Source organism: Methylobacterium sp. UNC300MFChir4.1, from assembly GCF_900110155.1.
Taxonomy (GTDB): Bacteria; Pseudomonadota; Alphaproteobacteria; order Rhizobiales; family Beijerinckiaceae; genus Methylobacterium.
Genome location: NZ_FOCS01000041.1, coordinates 1 through 21,518, shown reverse-complemented (window position 1 = coordinate 21,518; position 21,518 = coordinate 1). Strand labels below are relative to the sequence as shown.

Here is a 21,518-nt window from a genome sequence, read left to right as displayed (position 1 = left end):
GCGGGGAAGGTGTCGGATGGCGAAGACGAGACGAGAGTTCACGCCCGAGTTCAAACGCGAAGCGGTCGCCCTGCTGGAGAGCAGCGGCCGGCCACAGATGCAGGTCGCGGCCGAGCTTGGGATCCAGCCCTCGATGCTGAGGCAGTGGCGTGCCACGCTGAACGGGGCCTCACCCGGGCCGCGGTCTGCTGGATCGACGGGCGTCTCGCCACCAAGCCCAATTGCGTCCCCGTCCGATCAGGCCGCCGAGATCGCCCGACTGCGGCGGGAGCTCGACCGCACGCGCATGGAGCGCGACGTACTAAAAAAGCCATCGGCATCTTCGCGGAGATGCCCAAGTGACCTTCGCCTTCATCGAGCAGCATGCGCGGACCTGGCCGGTGCGTCTAATGTGCCGCGTGCTCGGAGTTTCACCCAGCGGCTTCTACGGATGGCGGTCACGTCCAGAAAGTGCCCGCTCGGCCTCCAACCGCCAACTCCTGGACGACGTCCGGCGCATCCATGCCGCCCATCACCGGCGCTACGGCTCCCCGCGCGTGCATGCCGCCCTGCGGGCCAAGGGCCGGTCTGTCAGCCGCGGACGGGTGGAGCGCCTCATGCGCCGGCACGGCATCCGTGCTTTGGCGGGGCGTCGGTTCCGGCCCTGTACGACCGACAGCCGTCACGATCTCCCCATCGCGCCCAATCTCCTCAAGCAGGACTTCTCAGCCGCGCGACCCGACACGGTCTGGCTGGCTGATATTACCTACCTGCCGACCGGCGAGGGCTGGCTGTATCTGGCCGCCGTCCTCGATCTGGCCACGCGCAAGATCGTCGGTTGGTCGATGCGCGATCACATGCGCGCTGAGCTGAGCGTAGCGGCATTGATGATGGCCGCCCAGCGGCAGCGGCCGGCCGCCGGGCTCATCTGCCACTCGGATCGCGGCAGCCAGTACGCGGCCGAGGCCTATCGGAAGCAGCTCGCCGCAATGGGGGCCAGGCCGTCCATGAGTCGGACCGCCTGTTGCTACGATAACGCCCCGATGGAGAGCTTCTTCCACACACTCAAGGTCGAGCTCGTCCATCAGCGACGATGGGCGACCCGGGATGAAGCGCGGCGCGATCTGTTCGCTGATCCTCCCTCGGCATCGCGGACACCTCTGATACGCTCATGCTGAGCGGGGAAGGTGTCGGATGACCGAGCCGCGGTTTACACAAGTTTGCCGCATCTAGAAATTGAGAGCATGATTGCCCGTCAAGCCCAAAGTCGATCGACGCTTCGGCGTGCTGCGAAGTTTGGAACGCCTATGAATGACCGCCTCCATCTAGCAGATCGGAGCCTTGAGGTTGCCCGCGAATTGCGTGCGGCGGCCGAGGAAACAAGGCGGACGCTGGATGCATCGCGTGAGCTCGTCCGGCGCTCACGGGTTCAGTCGAACTCCATGGCTGGCTCAGCGACGCTCAGCGACGACGTTGCGCCCTCGCAGTATCTCGTGGAGTGCCTCATCGACGCCTACGAGGCCGCGAAAGATGAGCCCGACGTACTGACCCGCAACCTCCTCGGTCAGGTGCTCCATCATGTCGGTTGTCGCATCGCGAGAGCGTTTGGACCAAAGGCGGTCGGGCTCGCAACGCATTGATCGACGGCCCGCAAGCGTCAGTGGAGGTGCCAGATGAACGGCGACGATCCGCAGGCCGGCTGTGACACTGACGCACTGGACCGCATTGCGCAGGCCCTGGGTGTTCCCGTCGCGGCTTTCCTCGCAGACAAACCGGATGAGGCCCCCAACGTCGCAAATGCGGTAATGGCAATGGGTGATCCGGCTCACGTTGTGACGTTGCTGCGCCTGTTCGCGCGGCTGAAGAGTCCCGAAGCGCGGGCCCGCTGCCTAGCCTACGTCGTGCAGGAGGCCACGCGGGACGACTGATCCGCGCGGTTGGCCTCGACAACGGGTGAGAACGCAGGATGCTGAAACCCGACGAACGGGGTGGCATCGATCCGGGGGCTCAGAACGGGGTGATGGACCAGGACCACTTTCCAGTTGTCGGCATCGGCGCGTCCGCAGGCGGCATCGAGGCGATGCGGAGCTTCTTCCGAGGGGTGCCCGAGACGCTCAGGGCCGCCTTCGTGGTCGTGACGCATCTCAGCCGGGGACATAAAAGCCAGCTCCCGAACGTGCTGGCCCAGTTCACGTCGCTCGAGGTCGAAGCCGCCACCGACGGTGTGCCGGTCCGCCCGGGCCACGTCTACGTCATGCCTGCCGGTTTCGTCATGGGCATCGCGGGCGGCCGGCTGACTTTGACGCCGCTGGAGCCAGCGGGCCGCGAGACCAAGCCGATCGACCTTTTCCTGACCGCCCTGGCCCTAGACCAGGGCGAGCGTGCGGTCGGCGTGATCCTGTCCGGCGGCGACGGCGACGGTGCCATCGGCGTCAAGGCGATCAAGGAGCACGGTGGCCTGACCCTGGCTCAGACCGCGGATGGTTACGGCCCCGAGACCGCGGACATGCCGCTCAGTTCACTCCGGACCGGCTTCGTCGATTTCGGCGAGATGGCCGACCGGATGGGCGAGCGGATCGCCGCGCACGCCGCCGCGCACCTCGCCGCCGCGCCGGACGCGCTGGCCACCCAGGGCGACGCGGACGCGCGGGGGCTCGACGCCGAGCTGCTCACCGAGATCTTCGCCATCCTCCGCCGCCAGGTCGGCCACGACTTCTCGGGCTACAAGCCCAGCACCTTCGTGCGCCGCCTTCAGCGCCGCATCGGCATCGTCGGCGCGGCCGGGCCGAACGGCTACCTCAAGCTGCTGCGTGCCGACCCGGCCGAGGTCGGGGTGCTGTTCCGGGACCTCCTGATCGGCGTGACGAACTTCTTCCGCGACACCGCCGCCTTCGAGTCCCTGGCCACCCAGGTCATCCCGAAGCTGCTCGACGCACGCGCGGCGACCGATGTCGTGCGGATCTGGGTACCGGCCTGCTCGACCGGCGAAGAGGTCTACTCCCTGGCCATCCTCCTGCGCGAGAACATGCTCACCATGGCGGATCCACCGCGGGTGCAGATCTTCGCCACGGACATCGACGAGCGTTCGCTCGCGGTAGCCCGGACCGGCCGCTACCCGAGGGCTTACCTTGATGCTGTCTCTCCCGAGCGGATCGCGCAGTACTTCGTTGTCGAGGGCGACAGCGCGGTGGTCGCGAAGTCCGTGCGTGACCTGTGCACGTTCGCCCCGCACAGCGTGCTGCGCGACCCGCCGTTCTCGCGCCTCGATCTCATCTCCTGCCGCAACCTGATGATCTACCTCGGCGTCGAGGCCCAGCAGCAGCTGATGCCGGTGCTGCACTATGCCCTGCGGCCGCGCGGCTACCTGTTCATCGGGATGGCCGAGAATGTCACGCGGTTCGAGGATCTGTTTGAAACGATCGACAAGCGGAACCGCATCTTCCAGGCTCGCGACGCGATCCCGCCGGCGCGGCTGCCGCCGATGTCAGGGCCGGACACGCCGACCTTCACGAATACCGGCCAGCCGCACCGGCGCCAGGTGACGACGCACGCTGCCCTGCGGCACGCAGTCGAGACGCAGATGCTGTCCGAGTTCACACCGCCGCACGCGGTTGTGACGCGGACGGGCGAGGCCGTGCACTACTCGTCGCGGATCGGCGATCACCTGGAAGTCGTGCCTGGCCAGCCAACCCGGGAACTAGCCGCGATGGCGCGCAAAGGCTTGCGCCTGGATCTCCGGACAGCCCTGCGCGAGGCGATCGAGGGCAACACCCTGGTCTCGCGTGGCGGCATCGGCGTCGAACTGCCGGACGGCCGTCTCCAGTCGATCTCCCTGGTGGTCAAGCCGCTGAACACGCCCGGCGCGATCGAGCCGCTTTTCTTGGTCGTTTTCAACGAGGCCGCTGCCCCCATCGAGAAGGAGCGCCAGCAGGCGCTGGAGGCGAACGAGCGGGACACAGCGCTGCAGGGCCTTGAGCGTGAATTGAGTGTGACGCGGGAACGGCTCCAGGCTGTGATCGAGGAATACGAGACCTCCCTCGAGGAACTCAAATCGTCGAACGAGGAGCTGTACTCGGTCAACGAGGAGATGCAGGCCGCCAACGAGGAACTGGAGGCGTCGAAGGAGGAGACACAGTCTCTGAACGAGGAACTTCAGACGGTTAATTCCGAACTGACATGCAAGATTGAGGCCATAGATCAGTTAATCGAAGATCAGGCCACGTTGTTTGAGGGCACGAACGTCGCGAGCGTGCTTCTGACTCCGGATCTCCACATCCGCATGTTCACCAACGCGGCGGCGCAGATTTTCGGCCTACAACCGAGTGATGTAGGGCGCTCCCTGCGCAACTTCTCTGCGCCGATTCCTCTAGCTTGGATGTTGGACGAGATCCCGACGGTGTTGGCGGCGAACCGGCCCTCCGAGCGGACGATCGAGGGGGCTGACGGCGCCCGCTACCGGGTCCGGCTGATGGCCGCGACCCGCAAGGGCAGCCGCATGCCCGGGATCGTCGCCAACTTCACGGACCTGATCGAGCAGGAATGACCGACCGGTTTGCACGCCGCGCCTGCGACCTCGGTGGCCCACACGCACTGGCGTGACGCAGACACAGTAGACTGCGCCAGCGCGTCGTAGGTTGCTACGGCATTGCAGGGCTTACCCGCCTTTGGGGTACAGGAGAGAGCGAATCCTGTCGCCGATCAAGGTCGAAGGTAGAACGTCAGCTATCTGGCGGCAGACTAAGCTCCGATTGCTACCCCGAGCCGAAGCTGTCAGTCGGCCGAGGTTATGACCGCTTATGGGAAGGGCTCCCCGCGCTCTAAGTGGCTGGGTTGGGTCGCCAACGGAACGTCCGCATATGCCCCCATCTTCAGAGCCTCGGTTCGGGTGTCTCCTTCCCGCGTCGGCATGGGCCGGCGAGGAGACAGATGATGGGACATTCAGCACACGATCCGGCTACGAAAGGGCGGCCGGCTTGGAACGCTGGCCGCAAGCTCGGCGCCAAGCGAGCCCTCAAACCTCAACAGGTCTGGGCCATCCGGTTCTGGCTCGACCGCGAACGGCGGACACGCGACCGGGCGCTGTTCGACCTCGCCATCGACAGCAAACTTCGTGGCTGCGACATCGTAAAGCTCAAGATCGGCGACCTCGTCAGCGGTGGTCGCGTCCGGAGCCGCGCCATCGTCATCCAGCGCAAGACCGGCCGACCAGTGCAGTTCGAACTGCTCGAACCCGCCCGTACCAGCATCCTCGCATGGCTGGAGGCCAGGGGTGGAACGCTCGACGACTATGCCTTCCCGAGCCGGCTCGACGGCGTCACGCATATCAGCACCCGGCAGTATGCGCGCCTGGTCGATGAGTGGGTCACAGGCATCGGGCTGCGCAGCGAGGACTATGGCACCCATTCCCTCCGACGCACGAAGGCGTCGTTAATCTACAAGCGGACCGGCAACCTGCGTGCCGTCCAGATCCTGCTCGGCCATACCAAGATCGATAGCACGGTCAGGTACCTCGGCGTCGACGTCGAAGATGCTTTGACCCTAGCCGAGGGAACTGAGATTTGAGCGTTCGGCCCCTCGGCTTCTGCGTCGAGGGGCTTCGAGACCAGCCCAGCAGCAATGCGCCCATTCCCGCCGTACAGCCTCACCCCAGCGCATCGCGGAAGCAGACGCTTCTTCAGCAGTCGAGACGTCGCGGGTTCGGAAGCCACGTGAACGTGCGCAATCTGGTCGAGACCATGAGTGGGAAGTTGGCCATGGCCGACTGCGGATAGCGCGTCACCGGTGGATGAGCATCAGCAGTTGTGAGGCGAGGCGCCGATGATCCGACGCAAAACCCGGCCAACCTGCGCGGCCGAATAGGGCTTGTGGATTAACTCGAAGCCGTGGCTGTCCTCCTGGGCCAGGACATGGCTGTAGCCCGAGGCCAGGATCACCGGCAGGGTCGGAATGCGCATGCGCAACGCTCTGGCGAGCTCAATCCCGCCCATACCTGGCATGACGACGTCGGAGAAGACGGCCTGAAAGCCTGCACCGTCCGTCCCGAGACGCTCGAGCGCCTCTTCCGCGTTGACGACCCACTCGGGTGCGTATCCGAGATCCTCCAAGATCTGGGTGCAGAAGCCTCCGACCTCCAGGTTATCTTCCACGAGCAGGATGCGCTGACCGAGACCGACCGGCGACAGAGCGGCGTCGGGGTCGGAGACAGGGGCTTCGGCTGTCTCGGACGAGACTTCGGGCAAGTAGAGGGTGAAGACCGTCCCCTGGCCGCTCTCGCTTGTCACATCCACGTCGCCGCCGGACTGCTTGGTAAACCCGAACACTTGGGAGAGTCCGAGACCCGTGCCGCGCCCGACGTCCTTAGTCGTAAAGAACGGTTCGAATATGCGCCCGAGTACCTCCGGGGGGATGCCCGAGCCGGTGTCGGCGAGCGAGACCGCCACGAACGGCCCCCGTGAGCCGGCATGCCCCCGGATCATCGGCATGGCCCGCCCGGCCGCCACCCGCATCGTCAGCGTGCCGCTGCCGTCCATGGCGTCGCGGGCGTTGACGGCGATGTTCACCAGGGCCGTCTCGAACTGGTTGAGGTCGGCGCGTACCAGGGCGGGTCTGTCCGACATCTCGACCCTGACTTGGATGCGCGTGCCGGTGATGGTGTCGAGCATCTCGGCCACGCCGCGCAGGCGTTCACCGACCTCGAACACCTCAGGCTTCAGGGACTGGCGACGTGCGAAGGCCAGGAGCTGTCCGGTCAGCTTGGCGGCGCGGTCGACGGTGTCGGAGACGGCGTCCATGTACCGCTTGCGCCGGTCTTCCGGCAAATCCGGGCGGCGGAGGAAGTCGACGGACGAGCGGATGATGGTCAGCAGGTTGTTGAAGTCGTGCGCGACGCCGCCAGTCAATTGCCCGACCGCTTCGAGCTTCTGGGATTGCCGCAGGTCCTGCTCCATCCGCTCGCGCTCGACCGCCTCGGCCAGGAGCCGAGCGTTTGCCTCAGCAAGTTCGGCTGTGCGGGCAGCCACTTGGCTTTCCAGGAGAACGCCCGCCTCGCGCAGGAGCACGGCTTGTGACTCCAACTCCGCGTGGAGCGCGACCACGCCCCGGTTCGTCTCGGAGAGTTCCTGGTTCAGGCGTTTGGTTTCCTCCTCACGTTCGGCCAGCGCGGCGAGGCTGCGCAGAAGCTCCCGGTTCTGCTCGCGCAAGGCGACCAGCGGTTCCTCAGTCCTGGCCCGGGCGACATACTCGGCTAGGGTCGCGAGCCTCGGTCCCGTAAAACGTCCGGTCCCGGATGGAAGCCGCTTCCCGAACGTCACGACAGTGCCGTTGCCGGCCACCGTGTCGACCTCGAAGCGGTCCATCAGCCGCCGTGAACCGGTGATGCCGATGCCGAGGCCCGTCGTCGAGCGGAAGCGCCCTTCGAGGATGGCGTCGAGATCGGCGATGCCCGGTCCCTTGTCGCTCACCCTGATGACCAGGAACTGCTCGCCTCTGTCCCGATCGAGCTGATCGAGGCCGTACTCGATGCGACCGCCACCGGCGTAGCCGTAGGCGTTGCGCGCGATCTCGGACACTGCCGTGGCGATGCGGGTCTGGTCCTGGATCTCGAAGCCCAGGCGCTCGGCCAGCCGGCGCACGCGCTGGCGCACCGTCGCGATATCGTCCTCGTGCTGGATAGCACTGGTGAGGAGCGGCCACCTCATCGCGTCCCATCCCGCACGACGAGCACGGTGGCATCGTCCCGGGCCCTGGCGAAGTCGCGATAGATCACCCCGGCCACGAGCGTCGGATGGGCGGCGGCGATGCCGGGATGGGCGTCCAGCGACCAAGCCGTGGCGATCCCGTCTGAGCACAGCACGAACAGGTCGTCCGGCCGCATGGGGTACTCGAACTCCTGGATGCGCCGAGCCGCGTGCCCTGCCGTCCCGGCGAGGCTGACCGTCCGCTTGGTCACGGTGCCGGAGACGACCGCACCCAGCACGTTGCCGATGCCGGCAAACGCGAGAGTGCCCCGGTTCCGCTCATACCGCGCGACGGAGATCGCACCCCCTCGCGTGTGCGACAGGCCTGCATGGATGGCGGACAGAATCGCGGCGGGCGGCTTGTCCTGATGTCTCCGGAACAGCTTCAGCGCTTCTTCGGAAGCCTTGGCGGCCTCCGGCCCGTGGCCGAGGCCGTCCGACACCACGGCGGTCCAGCCGTCGGCGCGCTCGCGCACGGCGTAGGCGTCGCCGTTGGCGGTCTCACCCTTCAGGGGGACCGCCACCGCCCCATAGCCCGGCACGGCGTCCGAAACGGTCTTCCTGTCGATTGAAAGGCGCGCCAACACCGCCGTGCCCAGCTCGGGGCGGGACACGATGTCGAAAGCGTCGGAGATGCGGCGCACCGCGCCAAGGCCCTCGCCCGCGCTGCCGCCAGTGGAGTGTCCGTCCGTCAGGGCCAGACCGAGATTCGAGAACCCTTCGCCCTTGTCGAGCACGAGGATCTCGACGCCCGAGCCTGTCCCGTCCTCGTAGGTGCCGACCAAGACCTCGCCCGGCACGCCGTACTTGACCACGTTGGTGGCGAGTTCGGTCACTACGAGCGCGATGCGGCCAGCCGCGGTCTCGTCGAAGCCAATGGACTGAGCGACGGCCACTGCGCGTCGTCGGGCCTCGGCCACTTGGCTCGCTTCCGTGACGGTGACCCGGTCCATGTTCATTTCCACCGGGTGATCATGACGCGCGTTCCGACGCCGGGGCTCGATTCGATCTGAAATTCGTTCGAGAGGCGCTTCGCCCCGCCCAGGCCGAGGCCGAGGCCCTTGCCGGAGGTGTAGTGGTCAGTCATCGCCTGCTCGATGTCGGCGATGCCGGGGCCCTGGTCCTCGAAGGTCAGGCGCAGGCCCTTGCGCGTTCCGGCCTGGACGATCTCCGCGCGGACCTCACCGCCACCCCCGTAATCGAGGGTGTTGCGCGCGAGCTCGCTCGCGGCGGTGATGATCTTCGTCTGATCGACGAGCCCGAGGCCGATGTCGATGGCGAGGGCACGCACGCGTTGCCTCACGCGGACGACGTCGTCACCGGACCGGACGGGGATGGTCTCAGTCTTCGAGACCGTCACGGTCGCTCCAATGCCCCGCGCCGTCCTCGGGCAAGCGCGCCTTCAACAAGGCCATGCCGCGCTCGACGTTGAGGGCTGTCCTGATGCCGGTAAGCTCCAAGCCAAGCTCGACCAAAGTGATGGCGACCGCCGGCCGCATACCGGCCAGGACCGTTTCCGCGTCGAGGACGCGCGAGACAGCCGCGATGCTCACCAACATGCGCCCGATGAAGGAATCGACGATCTCCAGCGCCGAGATCTCGATGAGCACGCCGCGCGCGCCGGTGCGCGCGATCATCGCCGTCAGATCCTCCTCCAGGGCCAGCGCGAGGCGGTCGTGCATGTCGACCTGGATGGTGACGATCAGCGTGCCGCCGAGCTTGAGGATCGGGATGCGGTCCATGGCCTCAGCGGCGCTCCTCAGCCGACTGCTGGCGCACAACCTTGCGGCCAGTCCGCCTGAGGGCGAGCGCGAAGGCGTCGGCCAACGTCGCCTTCGAGATAACGTTCAGCTCCACGCCGAGATGGACCATGGTCTGCGCGATCTGCGGCCGGATGCCGGAGACGATGCAGTCGGCGCCCATCAGGCGGGCGGCCGCCACGGTCTTGAGCAGGTGCTGCGCCACCAGGGTGTCGACGGTCGGCACGCCGGTGATGTCGATGATGGCGATCTCGGCCTCTTCGTCGACGATGGCCTGGAGCAGGTTCTCCATCACGACACCGGTGCGGGCACTGTCGAGGGTGCCGATGAGCGGCAGCGCCAGGATACCGTCCCAGAGGCGAACCACGGGCGTGGAGAGCTCGGCGATCTCCTGCCCCTGGCGCCCGATGACCTCTTCGCGGCTGGCTAGGAACACCTCCATCGTGAGCAGCCCGAGCCGGTCGAGTACCTTCCCCGCCGCCCATACGCCGGCGGCCAAGGCCGAGGCGTCCGCGGCCGACTTGCGCAGCAGCGCCTCGAAAATCGGCTCTTTGAGCGAGAAGACGAAGTTGGCGGTGTCGGTCGGCGTGAACCCCTGGATCGCCCGCGAGCGGGAGATATCGGCGAGGTTTTCGCGCAGCGGGGTATAGCTTTCCGCGTCCGCGTCGACCCCACCGGACGAAAGTCCGTCCCGAAGCAGGCCGAACACGGCCTTGGCCTGGGTCTGGAGCTCGGCCTCTCGGATCCGACCGCTCTGCAGGGAGGTCCCTTTCCGGAGAGATATGTTCCAGGCTTCGAGGATGGCGGCCTCGTCTTCCGTGAGCGTCCTTTTCAGGACCTCGACGCCGTCCATTCGCATCAGGTTTTTCCCATCGTTATGATGCAGTCTCTATCCCGGTATTGAGCCTCTCGATAGGCGGCATCGCTACAAAGGAGCTGACCGCGGCAAATTATTTCCCGCCTTCGGCTCTACTTCTTGTCTCGTTAATTTCGGTAACAGGGATCGCTGCATTGCCGCCGCGGACGCCTCACGTCCACTGGGCGCGGCCCCCAGACCAAGATAATTTACACAAAAGTGTGGCCTGACTGATTATCAAAGTTTTTATCAATGCGGCGGCAGCGGCGACGACAAGACAGCGCCAGCATATGAGAAGGCGTCTTCCTGGATCGACAGGGACTACCCAAATCGAAGCGGTTGCTTGTGGAGCAGCGCCTCTGCTTTCCCGTCCGACCTCCTCCGGAATTTACCAGCGGCTGACGCCAACTTCAGGCGATCAGATAACCCGAGGACGGGCGTCTCCAAGAGCTACTTCCGGTCGCGAAAGACTCTCGCATCAGGTACGAAACGCCAGGTTCGAAAGACTACGTCCTCAACTGTTTCGGGTGCCTCTCGTCCGGCAGTGTTTTGCGGACATGATGCCGGACGATCTCGGCGCTGAACGGTTTGCCGATGAACGTCGCGCCCTCCGGCAGGTCGCCGGGCTCAGGCGCGGCCCGGCCCGAGGCGACCACGACCGCGATGTGCGGCCAGCGCTCATTTGTCTGCCTTGCCAAGTCGAAGCCGTCGGCATTCCCCGGCATGTGCACGTCAGTGAAGAGTAGTTGAACCGCGTCATGATGCTGATCCAATATTCGCAGAGCCTGGACGACGTTCATCGCCTCCAGCACCTGGAACCCCGCATCCTCAAGGATACTGGTCGCCTCCATCAGGATCAGGGCGTCGTCGTCGACGACGAGGGCGTGGGGCGCATCGCCCTTGGAATCATGTGTCACACAGCTAAAGCTCGCTCGGGAGCGGAAGGTTGCCTCCCGATGGAACCGTGATCTGGGCAGATCGTCCAATTTTCAGGGCCGGTACGTGGCTGGATCCATGCTAGGCTGCGTCGCGGCAGCCTGCATGCCGTGCACAGCCGGGCCGGACCGAAGGGACAGATTTTTGATCGACCTGCGTATCCGCCACCAGACGATGTACCGCTATCGCCAGCCCGTCAATCTCGGACCGCACCGGCTGATGATGCGGCCGCGGGAGAGCCGCGACCTGCGCCTGCTGTCGAGCAACATCACCCTGTCGCCTGACGCCACCGTGACCTGGGCCTACGACGTCGCCGGCAACGCCGTGGCGACGGCCACGTTCGGGCCCTCGACTGATCGTCTCGTCGTGGAGAGCGTATCTCGGGTCGAACTCTCGGCCGAGGCTTATCCCGTCTTCGCCATCGCCGCCTCCGCCATCGCGTTCCCGTTCCAGTACACCGATGACGAGTGGACGGACCTCGGCGCCCTGACGATCCCGCAATATCCGGAGGGGGAGCCGAGCCTGCGGGCCTGGGCGCAGGGGTTCGTGGCGTCCTGCCCAACCGACACCCTGTCGCTCCTCAAGGATCTGAACGCCGGGGTCGGTGGCACTATCGCCTACCAAGGTCGGGAAGACGAGGGCACGCAGTCGCCGAGCCAGACCCTGTCTCTGGGGATGGGGTCGTGCCGGGACCTGGCGACGCTCTTCGTCGAGGCGGTGCGCAGCCTCGGCTTCGGAGCCCGGGTCGTGTCCGGCTACCTCCACGACCCGTCGCGAACGCTGCTCGGCTCCGCCGATGCGGGAGCCACGCATGCCTGGGCGGAGGCCTTCCTGCCGGGTGCCGGGTGGATCACCTTCGATCCGACGAACCGCAGCGTCGGCGGCGCGAGCCTGATCCCGGTCGCGGTCGCACGCGACATTCGACAGGCCATGCCGCTGGTCGGAAGCTTCGCCGGGCCGGCGGACGCCTTTCTGGACATGTCTGTGGAGGTCAGCGTCGGCGGGTAGGCTTGATGCAGCCAGAATCTGCCGCCTCAGGCAGCGGTCCGGCTGTGCCGGGTCCGGCATGGGGATCGACGTCGCAACGCTCCGGCGATCCAGAGGCCGGCACGCCGGACGAGGCGGCCATGCGTAGGGGAGACGGTTCGACCCGTCACAGCGCCCCGGTCCGGCGACGGCTCGGCTCGTGCGGCGCCAAGTTCGGGGCTACACGCGCGGGCGAACGACGCCGTCGGTGCAGGCTCGACCAGGGTCCCACACACCGAGAGAAGCCCGCTGTGTCCGGGCGATCGCGACCGCACCCGTAAGGTCAGAGATGCGGATCGTCGGCCGCGCGAAGCCTGCCCGCCGCGATGGCGTCCCGAAAGGTCCGATAATCCTCAGCGTTCCGTTCTCCGTAGGCCATAGCCCAGTCGGCCAGGGCTTCGCGCAGATCGGCACGGCCGTCATGACCGCAGTAACCTGCGATCGCTGCCGCATCCCCGGTTCGTGCGTGGGCCTTGGCGAGCAGCGCTCCGTACCCGTGCGAGAAGTACAGGAGTGATCGGCCTGTCATGCGCGCGACCGGGATCTCGCCCTTCATGTTCTTCATCTGCCGCACGTAGAACGGACGCCCTTCGATCTTCGTCCATCCCAGCAGCGGATCGCCCACGGCCTGCAGGAGGCGCTGACCGTAGATCACGCGCTCGCCTTCGTGATCGGCATAGGGCCTGGGCATGCCGCGCAGATAGGGCGCGTGCGCCGGCCGCACGGCTTCCTTCACTTGGAGGAAGAGGACGTCTCGATCGGAGTTGCCGCACAGCAGCGCGACGTAGGCCCGGGTCCCGACGCTCCCGACACCGACGACGCGGTGGGCCACGTCGACCACATGGTAGCGGCTGAGCATGAACCGCCGCTCGCGCGGCAGCGTCTCGGCGTAGCGCTCCAGACCGGTGGTCACAAGCTCGCGCGTGGCCTCATCGACGCGGACGAGGATCGGCGGCTCCTCGCGAAAGCGCCAGCCACCGTCCGTGCGACGCTCGCCAACCTGGTCGAGCAAGCTCGTGTTGTTCTTCCGCCGCGCCTTCTCGACAGCCCTGTGAACCACAGCCTGTGAGCGCGCGTCGATCTCGATGCCGGCGAAGGCGAGGTCCTCGGCGCGTGCCGCGCGCCGCCACACGTCGAGCGAGCCGCGCGGGGCGAGATCGTCCATCGTGTGCTGGTAACCCGCCACCGCGCTCAGTACCGCCTGCCGCCGTTCCGATGCGGCGACGTCTGCATCCCGCGCGGCGACCTCAATGCTCGCGCAAAGCCGCTTCAGGTCCCACTCCCACGGCCCGACCGTCACCTCGTCGAAGTCGTTGAGGTCGAGCACCACATCGCCCTGGGGCGATCCAAAAAGCCCGAAGTTCGAGATATGCGCGTCGCCGTTCATAACTACATCGATGGCGCCGCGCGGTCCCTGTGCCAGATCCCAGGCCATGACTTGCGCGGCGCCGCGCAGAAAGGCGAACGGCGAGGAGGCCATGCGGGCGACCCGCAGCGGGATCAGGTGTGATTGCCGTCCCGCGTGCGCCGCTTCGATGAGGGTCACCGGGTCGGGACGATCGCGGGCGATATTGAGGTTGGCATGGGCAGCGTGGGGCAGTTCCAGGCGCAGAACCTTGCCGGCCGCCCGGCGCTTCTCCCACGGCTCCACACCCGCGCGCAGGTTGATATGCGGGAAGTCTGCAAGGGGATCGAGGACTACCTCCTCGGCAGCCTCGATGACCGCATCGTGCTCATCGGTCACCGCCGATGGGGTATCCGTAGGCTGCGCTGACCGTTCCATCGACCTCGTCCGACCGCTCCACACCCAGGCAACGGTCCGGCCGCGGAATAAACCCCGCCGCTCAACGTGGACTTAATCGCGCACCCCCGCGGACGGCGAGTTGCCGCGCCGAACCAGACATCTATCGCACGCCCGGCTCGTTCATTCTGGCTGCCCGAGCATGATGACCGCGGCCCGCGTTCTGCGACGACCTTCGGCGTGCCCCGAGGCGGGTGCAGGACGCGCTCGCTTTGCAAAGCATCCGGCACGTGACACTCACGTCTCATGAGCAGCTTGCACAACCTGATCGGGACGGTCGCCCGCCGGCGTCACGCGCCGGTCACCGACTACAGCGTCACGCTGCTGTTTGTCGGCGCCATGACGTTCGTTCGGTTCCTCGCTCCGGCCTACGTCGCGCCGTTCCTGTTGTACATCCCGGTTCTCTTGCTCGCGAGCCTCGCTTTTGGCTGGGGTCCAGGAACGCTGGCCTTGTCGTTGTCCACCCTGATCGCCGCGTGGTTCTACACGCAGGACGGGATGCTCAACGGCGTCGACGATGCCTTGCTGTGTCAGTACGCATTGGTCGGCGCGACCATCGTGTGCATCTGCCACACCCTGCGCCGGTCCGTCGCGCAGAACGAAGCTACGCTGGGGCGGCTCCACGCTGCAAACCACATCCTCGTCGAAAGGGAGGCGGCGTTGACCCGCGCCAATGCGACGGCGGAGGCCGCTAAGGAAGCGGCCGAGCAGGCCAACACAGCGAAGAGCGATTTTCTGGCCAACATGAGCCATGAACTCCGCACCCCGCTCTCCGCAATCATCGGCTATAGCGAGATGATGGGTGAGGAGATCTCCGACGGCTGCGCAGCGTCGGACCTCGTGGTCGACATCGGCAAGGTCGAGCGCAACGCCCGTCACCTGCTCGGCCTGATCAACGACGTGCTGGACCTCTCCAAAGTCGAGAGCGGCAAGATGGAGGTCTACACCGAGGATTTTGCGGTGGAGGACATGCTGCGCGACGTCGCGAGTTCGGTCGCGATGCTGGTCGGCAAGAGGGGCAACACGCTCGAACTGCAACTCGCGGTCGGCCTGGGCCAGATGCATTCCGACCTGACGAAGACACGCCAGGTGCTCTTCAACTTCTTGAGCAATGCCGCCAAGTTCACGGAAAATGGGATCATCACGCTCGCCGCCTCGCGCATGACGGATCTCTCGGGCATCGACCGGCTCTCGCTCTCTGTCACCGATGCTGGGATCGGTATGACGGCCGAGCAGGTCTCGCGCCTGTTCCAGCGTTTCGAGCAGGCCGACGCCTCCACGACGCGCAACTTCGGGGGGACCGGGCTCGGCCTGTCGCTCACGCGTTCCTTCGCCGACATGCTGGAAGGGACGGTTACGGTCTCCAGCACGCCTAACCAGGGAAGTACATTCACGTTCACCGTGCCGGCAACCTTTGTTCCACCCGTCGATGAGCGAGCCTCGAACGATCCGGACATCATTGTTGACGACGAGCTGGATGGCGATGTCATCCTGGTCATCGAAGACGATCCGGACCAGCTCGCGCTCACGACGCGGTTCCTTCATCGCGAGGGCTTCCGGGTCCAGACAGCCACGAACGGCAGGAGCGGCCTTGACCTAGCCCGGAAGCTGCGACCGCGCGCCATCGTGCTGGACGTGATGATGCCGGGTGTGGACGGGTGGTCGGTGCTGAGCCAGATCAAAGCGGACGCGATACTTGCGTCGACGCCCGTAGTGATGGTGACGTCCGTCGACCAACGCAATCTCGCGGAATCGCTCGGCGCCTCGGACTACATGCTGAAGCCGGTCGACTGGTCCCGGTTTGGCAAGATTGTGAATCAGTTCAGGCTGTCGGGGACGGACCGGCGCGGCACCGTGCTCTTGGTCGAAGACGAGGCCGTGACCCGCATGGCGATGCGCTCCACCCTCGAGGAGGACGGATGGTCGGTCGTGGAAGCCTCGAACGGGGAAGAAGGCCTGCAGCACGTGGCAGCCACCAAGCCGGACGTGGTCATCGTGGACTTAAACATGCCCATCATGGACGGCTTCGGCTTCCTAGAGGGCGTGCGAGCCGTGCCCGGCTGCTCGGACATCTCGGTGATCGTATTGACGGGTCGGGAATTCTCGGCGGACGACCGGAGCAAGCTTCGCGGCGCGAGCCAGATCCTCAATCGTGGCGACCTCGCGTCGGCGAGTCTGGCAGAAAGGCTGAGAGGTCTGACCGCCTGAAAAGGGTGAAGGTGGCGCAGCAGCATCGGCATCGAGCCTAACCCGTAGTCTAATCTGAGGTCATCAGTTCAGAAGCCCGAATGACTGGGCCGGGTCGTAGGCCCTGTGTCCGCTTTTCTGACTCGTTTGCTCCAAAGCGGAATGACGGCTCTCGGCCAGACTATTACGTCACGCTGGATCTCAATCGCGCGCCGAACCGGACATTCGGCTTGGCGCCAATTCCAGTCATTCAAATGTGTGGAAAGACGGCTCCGAAGCGGACATCGAAGCCGTCGATTGCCCGGCATGGCCCAGCCCGTCCAACGCGAGAAGGCAGTCGGCGTCAACTCGGTTGCAACGTGTCGAGTCTCGCGTCGTCCTTGGCCGCGGCGGGTCACTTGCTGACGCGAGCTAACCTTGACTGTTGCCCGGTCAAATCCCGAGGTGCTTCGCGGCCGCGAGCGCGGCCTTGCGGGTCTGGCCGTCCATCCAAGTCCGGCCCGCGCGCATCTGCGTCATGCGCTCCGGCCCGACGAGCGTCGGCGTGCTTTTGTGGAACGACGGCTCGGGCTCGTACTCAAGGATCAGCTGCGCCCGCTCGGCCGCCTCCTGCCCGCGCAGCAGCACGGCCAACGTTAGGCCGAAATCGAGCTCCGCTGTCACCCCGGCCCCGGTCAGGCGGTTGCGGTCCTGCACGACGCGGGCCTCCTCCGGAGGTCGCCCCCATGAGCGGCAAGAACTCCCTAATTCCCCATTGGCCCGTCGCCTTGTAGCCGTGCAGCAGCCCGGCGGCGGCGAGCACGAGGAAGCCGGTACAAACGCTCGTGACGTAGCGCGTCCTGGCGCCGCGGTCGTCCGGCGACATTGCCGGACGTCGCGGGAGGGCTGGAGATAATCGATTCAGCGACCCCGGGCCATTCGGCGAACCGACTGCGGAGAGTGGCCGAAGACCCGGATGAAGGCGCGGCGCATCCTCTCCGGGTCGCCGAAGCCGGCGGCTTCCGCGATATGCTCGATCGGCTCGGCCGAGAACTGGACACGTTCTCGGGCAACCTCGATCCGGAGGCGTTCGACGGCCTTCGAGGGACTTATTCCGACCTCAGCCGCAAAGGCCCGCGCGAAGTGCCGTGCCGACATCCCTGCCTGGGTCGACAGAACCTCGACCGTCAGAGAGAGATGAAGGTGATCGCGGATCCAGAGAAGAAGCGCCGCGAACCTGCCGCTCTGGCTCTTCATCTCAAGAAGTGTAGAGAACTGCGACTGACCTCCGGCACGGCGATGATACAGGACGAGCTGACGGGCCGCATCCTGTGCGAGGCCGTCGCCGTAATCGGCCGCGATCATCGCAAGGGCGAGATCGATGCCGGCCGATATGCCGGCCGATGTCCAGACCGAACCATCGCTTGTGTAGATCTGGTCCGGCATCAGGTCGACGCCCGGAAACCGCGCGCTGAAGTCTGCCGTGAGCGACCAATGCGTCGTCGCGCGGCGGCCGTTGAGCAGCCCGGCCGCGGCCAGGAGGTAGGCGCCGCTGCAGACGCTGGCGACCCGCGCGCCTCGCGCCGCCATGGTTTCGACGAAGGCGAGGAGCTTTCGGCTCAGGAGCGCGTCGTGAACGCCCTCCCCACCGGCCACGATCAAGGTGGACAGAGCGGTCACCGATTGCAGATCGTCGGCATGCATCATCACACCCGACGAGCTGCGCACAGGACCCGCTCCGTCGGCGATGGCCTGCACATCCAGAACGCGGGGCTCACGGCGACGGGCGACTTCGAGGGCTGCGATCGGCCCTGCGGCATCCAGGATCTGAAATTCGGGGAAGATAAGGATGCCGATCATCTGTGTCCGAAATCGAGGGAAATACGCCATTCGGCCAGCGGCGAAACCATGTCAGTCTGACCGGGCAGTGACGATGACGAGCCGGAGACGACCTTGGCCCGCCCCCTTCAAATTGGTCTGCTAGTCTTCCCGGACGTCACCCAACTCGATCTGACCGGGCCAGTTCAAGTCTTTGCTAGCCTGTCCGACGCCACCGTACACCTCGTCTGGAAACGCGTCGAACCGGTGAAGAGCGATGGGCCAATCGTTCTGACCCCGACCACGACCTTCGCCGAGTGTCCGCAACTGGATGTGCTCTGCGTGCCTGGCGGCTACGGCACAGACGCCCTCATGGAAGACGGCGCCGTGCTGGACTTCCTCCGCAAGCAGGCGAGGGGCGCCTCCTATGTTACATCCGTGTGCACGGGATCGCTGGTCCTCGGTGCCGCCGGCCTGCTGGAGGGATACCGGGCGGCGACGCACTGGAGTGCCAGGGAGGCGCTGCCGCTGTTCGGCGCGAGCGTGTCGACGGAGCGGGTCTGCATCGACCGGAACCGGATGACCGGGGGAGGCGTGACGGCGGGGATCGATTTCGCGCTGACGCTCGTCGCGCAACTCGTCGACCCGCATACCGCGCAGGCCGTCCAACTTCGTCTCGAATACAATCCGGCCCCCCCGTTCCACTCCGGCTCCCCAGATACGGCCCCTCCCGACGTGGTCGCGTTCATGGAAGAGAAGATTGCGAATGCCCGGGCTCGCCGGCTGGAGGTCGTGAAACGCGTCACCGGACGCTGACGTCGCGCCGAATCATTCGGAAATCCGAGGGGTCACCATGTCGGTTCTCCATCGCGGATCGACGCGCATCATGAAGAACGCCCGTCGGCTCACCCTGTTGATGCTGGCGTGCCACCTCGCCACAGGCATCGCGAACGCCGCCGCACTATCCGACGGTGCCGTGCGGATCGGCGTCATCAACGATCAATCCGGTCCGCTTTCCGATCAGGCGGGCGTCGGTTCGATCGCGGCAGCTCGCTTGGCCGTGGAGGATTTCGCGCGAGAGCATCCCGGCCTAAAGGTAGATGTCCTGACCGCCGACCATCAGAACAAGCCGGATGTCGGCTCGGCCTTGGTGCGCCGATGGTTCGACGTGGACAGTGTGGACGTCATCGTCGACGTCGGCAACTCCGCGGTCGCCTTGGCGGTGCAGGCTATCGCGGGCAAGCAGAACAAGATCGTCCTCTATTCTGCCGTGGCGACGACGGAGATCAGCGGGAGACAATGCTCCGAGACGGGGCTCGCGTGGCTACACGATTCCTACAACCTCGTCGCGGGCCCAACCAGACGCTTGGTCGCTCAGGGCGCCGACACTTGGTTTTTCATCGGTGCGGACTACGCGTTCGGGCGCAACATGGTCTCCGAAACGCAGCGAATCCTCGCCTCCGCCGGCGGACGGTCGCTCGGAGCCCTCTTCCATCCTCTGAGCGAGGCCGATCACAGCTCGTATCTCCTCCAGGCACAAGCCTCCGGCGCCAAGGTCGTCGCGTTCGCCAACGCGGGAGCTCAGCTCGTTAGCGCGATGAAGGAATGGCACGAGTTCGGTATGGATTCCGGCGGCCAGATTCCGGTCGCCCAGCTCATGTTCCTCACCGACGTCCACAGCATGGGCCCGGCGACCGCGAAAGGGCTGACGACGCTAACGGCGTGGTACTGGAACCTCAACGACGAGACCCGGGCGTTCGCGAAGAGGTTCTCCGCGTTGCGCGGTGTGATGCCGACGGCTCCTCACGCCGCCGTCTACTCATCGGTGCTTCACTATCTCAGGGCCGTGGCCGCGGCCGGGACGGATGCGACGGGCCCGGTCCTTCAACAGATGCGGGCGCGCCCCGTCGATGATTTCTACGCACGCGGCGCTAAGCTGAGGGCCGACGGCAAACTCGTTCACGATTTCCTATTGGTGCAAGTCAAAAAGCCCGAGAATGTGAAACAACCATGGGATTACTATGAGGTCGTCGAACGAGTGCCGGCCTCCGAAGCATATCCGCCCCTGTCCGATAGCGAGTGTCCCCTCGTCAGCCCGGTCGCGGCGCGACCCAAGGGGTGAACCATGTGCAGACCAGTCGATGCGGCACGAGGCGAGCAGGTAACGTCATGCATGATCTTATCCTGAGCGGTGGTCGGATCGTCGATCCAGAGACCCGCACCGACGTCATTGCGGACCTCGCGCTTGAGGATGGTCGGATCGTCGCGATCGGCCACGATCTGGGCGCGACCCGGTCGATCCTCCCGGTCGACGGGCTCATCGTCGCCCCGGGCTTCATCGACCTGCATGCACATGGACAAAGTTTGCCAGCCGACCGGATGCAGGCCTTCGACGGGGTCACGACCTCGCTCGAACTCGAACTCGGCGTATGGCCCGTCGCCCGCTGGTATGACGAGCAGGCGGAGCAGGGGCGCCTGCTGAACTACGGTGCCTCGACCGGCTGGGTCTTCGCCCGTATTGCGGCCATGACCGCCCAGCAGATCGACTCCAGCATTGCCGGAATGGGTCGCGCCATGCAGGATCGCCGCTGGGCCGACGACGTTGCGAGCGTGGCGGAGACTGCGGACATCGTCGCCCGCGTCCGGTCGGGCCTCGACCAGGGCGGCCTCGGCATCGGCTTTCCGAACGCCTATGCCCCGGGCACCGGCCTCAAGGAACTCTCAGAACTTTGCAGCCTTGCCGCATCCGCCGGTGCGCCGACCTTCACGCATGTGGCCTTCATGTCAAACATCGACCCGGAAAGCTCGGTCGAAGCCTACACCCGGTTGATCGGCCTCGCGGGCTCCACCGGCGCGCACATGCACATCTGCCACTTCAACTCGACGAGCCTGCAGGATGTCGAGCGTTCGGCCGACCTCGTCCGCAACGCCCAGTCGCAGGGCCTGAAGGTCACGGTTGAGGCCTATCCCTATGGCACGGGCTCGACCGTGGTCGGAGCTGCTTTCTTCGCGGACCCGGCGTTCCCGGAGCGCACCGGCGGTGATTACGGCACCGTGGAGACGCTCGGCTCCTGCCATCGTTTCGTCAGCCGCGACGACCTCCTCGCGGCCCAGGCGGAGGATCCCTCGGCGCTAGGGCGTCTCTGCAAAGTCATCTGAGCCAGAGCATGGTCATGCCGAGCGTGACCATGGCGAGGTAGTTCGCGGCTCGCTTCTCGTAGCGGGTGGCGATGCGGCGATACTGCTTGAGCCGGCCGATCAACCGCTCGACCTTGTTGCGCTCGCGGTAGGCGGCTTTGTCGAAATCGAGCTGGCGGGGCTGATCCTTGCGGGTGGGGATCACCGGCTCGACCCGGCGTTGTCGGAGGCGACGACGGGCCGGCGGACTGGAGTAGCCCCGGTCGCCTGCCATCCGCCGGGGACGTAGGCGCGGGCGGCCC

18 protein-coding genes and 2 pseudogenes are annotated in these 21,518 nt (G+C 66.0%); 10 read left to right on the top strand and 10 right to left on the bottom strand.

Going from position 1 to position 21,518, the window contains the following annotated elements:
• Nucleotides 1-16 precede the first annotated feature (16 nt).
• From BMY19_RS28650 to BMY19_RS28635, 5 genes and pseudogenes are all read left to right on the top strand, one after another.
• Nucleotides 17-1,112, top strand: a pseudogene (locus BMY19_RS28650) (IS3 family transposase); the annotation flags it as partial.
• A 174-nt stretch (nt 1,113-1,286) separates the two neighbouring features.
• The gene (locus BMY19_RS30665) at nt 1,287-1,619 is read left to right on the top strand and encodes a hypothetical protein (RefSeq protein ID WP_139215730.1); all 333 of its coding nucleotides are present in this window, start codon (nt 1,287-1,289) and stop codon (nt 1,617-1,619) included.
• A gap of 33 nt (nt 1,620-1,652) precedes the next feature.
• Nucleotides 1,653-1,907: a hypothetical protein gene (locus BMY19_RS28645; protein WP_091683092.1), complete on the top strand. Its 255-nt coding sequence runs from the start codon at nt 1,653-1,655 to the stop codon at nt 1,905-1,907.
• Nucleotides 1,908-1,945: 38 nt separating this feature from the next.
• Nucleotides 1,946-4,522, top strand: a complete 2,577-nt coding sequence (locus BMY19_RS28640; RefSeq protein ID WP_100253726.1) for a CheR family methyltransferase — start codon at nt 1,946-1,948, stop codon at nt 4,520-4,522.
• 386 nt (nt 4,523-4,908) lie between these two features.
• Entirely contained in the window at nt 4,909-5,541 is a 633-nt protein-coding gene (locus tag BMY19_RS28635) for a tyrosine-type recombinase/integrase (RefSeq protein WP_100253731.1), read from the top strand.
• Nucleotides 5,542-5,771: 230 nt separating this feature from the next.
• Here the strand turns inward: BMY19_RS28635 and BMY19_RS28630 are convergent, their stop codons facing one another.
• The 6 genes from BMY19_RS28630 to BMY19_RS28605 all read right to left on the bottom strand — a co-directional run bounded on the left by BMY19_RS28630 (nt 5,772) and on the right by BMY19_RS28605 (nt 11,248).
• Nucleotides 5,772-7,676 carry an ATP-binding protein gene (locus tag BMY19_RS28630; RefSeq protein WP_091683089.1) on the bottom strand — a complete coding sequence of 635 codons (1,905 nt, stop codon included), beginning with the start codon at nt 7,674-7,676 and terminating at the stop codon, nt 5,772-5,774.
• The gene (locus BMY19_RS28625; RefSeq protein WP_091928424.1) at nt 7,673-8,668 is read right to left on the bottom strand and encodes an ATP-binding protein; all 996 of its coding nucleotides are present in this window, start codon (nt 8,666-8,668) and stop codon (nt 7,673-7,675) included. The genes BMY19_RS28630 and BMY19_RS28625 overlap by 4 nt, the downstream gene beginning before the upstream one ends.
• 2 nt (nt 8,669-8,670) lie before the next feature.
• Nucleotides 8,671-9,075 carry an anti-sigma regulatory factor gene (locus BMY19_RS28620; protein ID WP_091928423.1) on the bottom strand — a complete coding sequence of 135 codons (405 nt, stop codon included), beginning with the start codon at nt 9,073-9,075 and terminating at the stop codon, nt 8,671-8,673.
• A complete protein-coding gene (locus tag BMY19_RS28615; RefSeq protein ID WP_091683084.1) occupies nt 9,056-9,457 on the bottom strand; it encodes an STAS domain-containing protein in 402 nt (133 codons plus the stop codon). The genes BMY19_RS28620 and BMY19_RS28615 overlap by 20 nt, the downstream gene beginning before the upstream one ends.
• 4 nt (nt 9,458-9,461) lie before the next feature.
• A complete protein-coding gene (locus BMY19_RS28610) occupies nt 9,462-10,334 on the bottom strand; it encodes an STAS domain-containing protein (RefSeq protein ID WP_100253725.1) in 873 nt (290 codons plus the stop codon).
• Between the two features lie 503 nt (nt 10,335-10,837).
• A complete protein-coding gene (locus tag BMY19_RS28605; protein ID WP_244535059.1) occupies nt 10,838-11,248 on the bottom strand; it encodes a response regulator in 411 nt (136 codons plus the stop codon).
• 163 nt (nt 11,249-11,411) lie between these two features.
• Between BMY19_RS28605 and BMY19_RS28600 the strand changes: the two genes are divergently transcribed.
• Nucleotides 11,412-12,275 carry a transglutaminase family protein gene (locus BMY19_RS28600; protein ID WP_091683079.1) on the top strand — a complete coding sequence of 288 codons (864 nt, stop codon included), beginning with the start codon at nt 11,412-11,414 and terminating at the stop codon, nt 12,273-12,275.
• Nucleotides 12,276-12,576: 301 nt separating this feature from the next.
• Here the strand turns inward: BMY19_RS28600 and BMY19_RS28595 are convergent, their stop codons facing one another.
• Nucleotides 12,577-14,076, bottom strand: a complete 1,500-nt coding sequence (locus tag BMY19_RS28595; protein WP_100253724.1) for a DUF2252 domain-containing protein — start codon at nt 14,074-14,076, stop codon at nt 12,577-12,579.
• A gap of 264 nt (nt 14,077-14,340) precedes the next feature.
• Here BMY19_RS28595 and BMY19_RS28590 point away from each other — a divergent pair, with 264 nt between their 5' ends.
• A complete protein-coding gene (locus BMY19_RS28590) occupies nt 14,341-16,302 on the top strand; it encodes a response regulator (protein ID WP_091683076.1) in 1,962 nt (653 codons plus the stop codon).
• Between the two features lie 411 nt (nt 16,303-16,713).
• Here BMY19_RS28590 and BMY19_RS31795 read toward each other — a convergent pair whose 3' ends face one another.
• The gene (locus BMY19_RS31795) at nt 16,714-16,977 is read right to left on the bottom strand and encodes a type 1 glutamine amidotransferase family protein (RefSeq protein WP_100253723.1); all 264 of its coding nucleotides are present in this window, start codon (nt 16,975-16,977) and stop codon (nt 16,714-16,716) included.
• Nucleotides 16,978-17,181: 204 nt separating this feature from the next.
• Nucleotides 17,182-18,120: a GlxA family transcriptional regulator gene (locus BMY19_RS28580; protein ID WP_100253722.1), complete on the bottom strand. Its 939-nt coding sequence runs from the start codon at nt 18,118-18,120 to the stop codon at nt 17,182-17,184.
• Nucleotides 18,121-18,213: 93 nt separating this feature from the next.
• Between BMY19_RS28580 and BMY19_RS28575 the strand changes: the two genes are divergently transcribed.
• From BMY19_RS28575 to BMY19_RS28565, 3 genes and pseudogenes are all read left to right on the top strand, one after another.
• The gene (locus BMY19_RS28575; protein WP_100253721.1) at nt 18,214-18,894 is read left to right on the top strand and encodes a DJ-1/PfpI family protein; all 681 of its coding nucleotides are present in this window, start codon (nt 18,214-18,216) and stop codon (nt 18,892-18,894) included.
• A 37-nt stretch (nt 18,895-18,931) separates the two neighbouring features.
• Nucleotides 18,932-20,200 carry an ABC transporter substrate-binding protein gene (locus tag BMY19_RS28570; RefSeq protein ID WP_244535057.1) on the top strand — a complete coding sequence of 423 codons (1,269 nt, stop codon included), beginning with the start codon at nt 18,932-18,934 and terminating at the stop codon, nt 20,198-20,200.
• 47 nt (nt 20,201-20,247) lie between these two features.
• Nucleotides 20,248-21,213 (top strand): annotated as a pseudogene (locus BMY19_RS28565) (amidohydrolase family protein); the annotation flags it as partial.
• A gap of 16 nt (nt 21,214-21,229) precedes the next feature.
• On the opposite strand, the gene BMY19_RS28560 reads toward BMY19_RS28565, so the two are convergent.
• On the bottom strand, nt 21,230-21,518 hold a 289-nt coding region (locus tag BMY19_RS28560; RefSeq protein ID WP_139215729.1), incomplete at its 5' end, for a transposase.

Excerpts from the sequence above, each read along its gene's own strand:
- BMY19_RS28580 (WP_100253722.1), bottom strand. The coding sequence starts at position 18,120 with ATGATCGGCATCCTTATCTTCCCCGAATTTCAGATCCTGGATGCCGCA.
- BMY19_RS28570 (WP_244535057.1), top strand. The coding sequence starts at position 18,932 with ATGTCGGTTCTCCATCGCGGATCGACGCGCATCATGAAGAACGCCCGT.
- BMY19_RS28595 (WP_100253724.1), bottom strand. The coding sequence starts at position 14,076 with ATGGAACGGTCAGCGCAGCCTACGGATACCCCATCGGCGGTGACCGAT.
- BMY19_RS28640 (WP_100253726.1), top strand. The coding sequence starts at position 1,946 with ATGCTGAAACCCGACGAACGGGGTGGCATCGATCCGGGGGCTCAGAAC.
- BMY19_RS28590 (WP_091683076.1), top strand. The coding sequence starts at position 14,341 with ATGAGCAGCTTGCACAACCTGATCGGGACGGTCGCCCGCCGGCGTCAC.
- BMY19_RS28610 (WP_100253725.1), bottom strand. The coding sequence starts at position 10,334 with ATGCGAATGGACGGCGTCGAGGTCCTGAAAAGGACGCTCACGGAAGAC.
- BMY19_RS28615 (WP_091683084.1), bottom strand. The coding sequence starts at position 9,457 with ATGGACCGCATCCCGATCCTCAAGCTCGGCGGCACGCTGATCGTCACC.
- BMY19_RS28630 (WP_091683089.1), bottom strand. The coding sequence starts at position 7,676 with ATGAGGTGGCCGCTCCTCACCAGTGCTATCCAGCACGAGGACGATATC.
- BMY19_RS30665 (WP_139215730.1), top strand. The coding sequence starts at position 1,287 with ATGAATGACCGCCTCCATCTAGCAGATCGGAGCCTTGAGGTTGCCCGC.
- BMY19_RS28645 (WP_091683092.1), top strand. The coding sequence starts at position 1,653 with ATGAACGGCGACGATCCGCAGGCCGGCTGTGACACTGACGCACTGGAC.
- BMY19_RS28635 (WP_100253731.1), top strand. The coding sequence starts at position 4,909 with ATGGGACATTCAGCACACGATCCGGCTACGAAAGGGCGGCCGGCTTGG.
- BMY19_RS28625 (WP_091928424.1), bottom strand. The coding sequence starts at position 8,668 with ATGGACCGGGTCACCGTCACGGAAGCGAGCCAAGTGGCCGAGGCCCGA.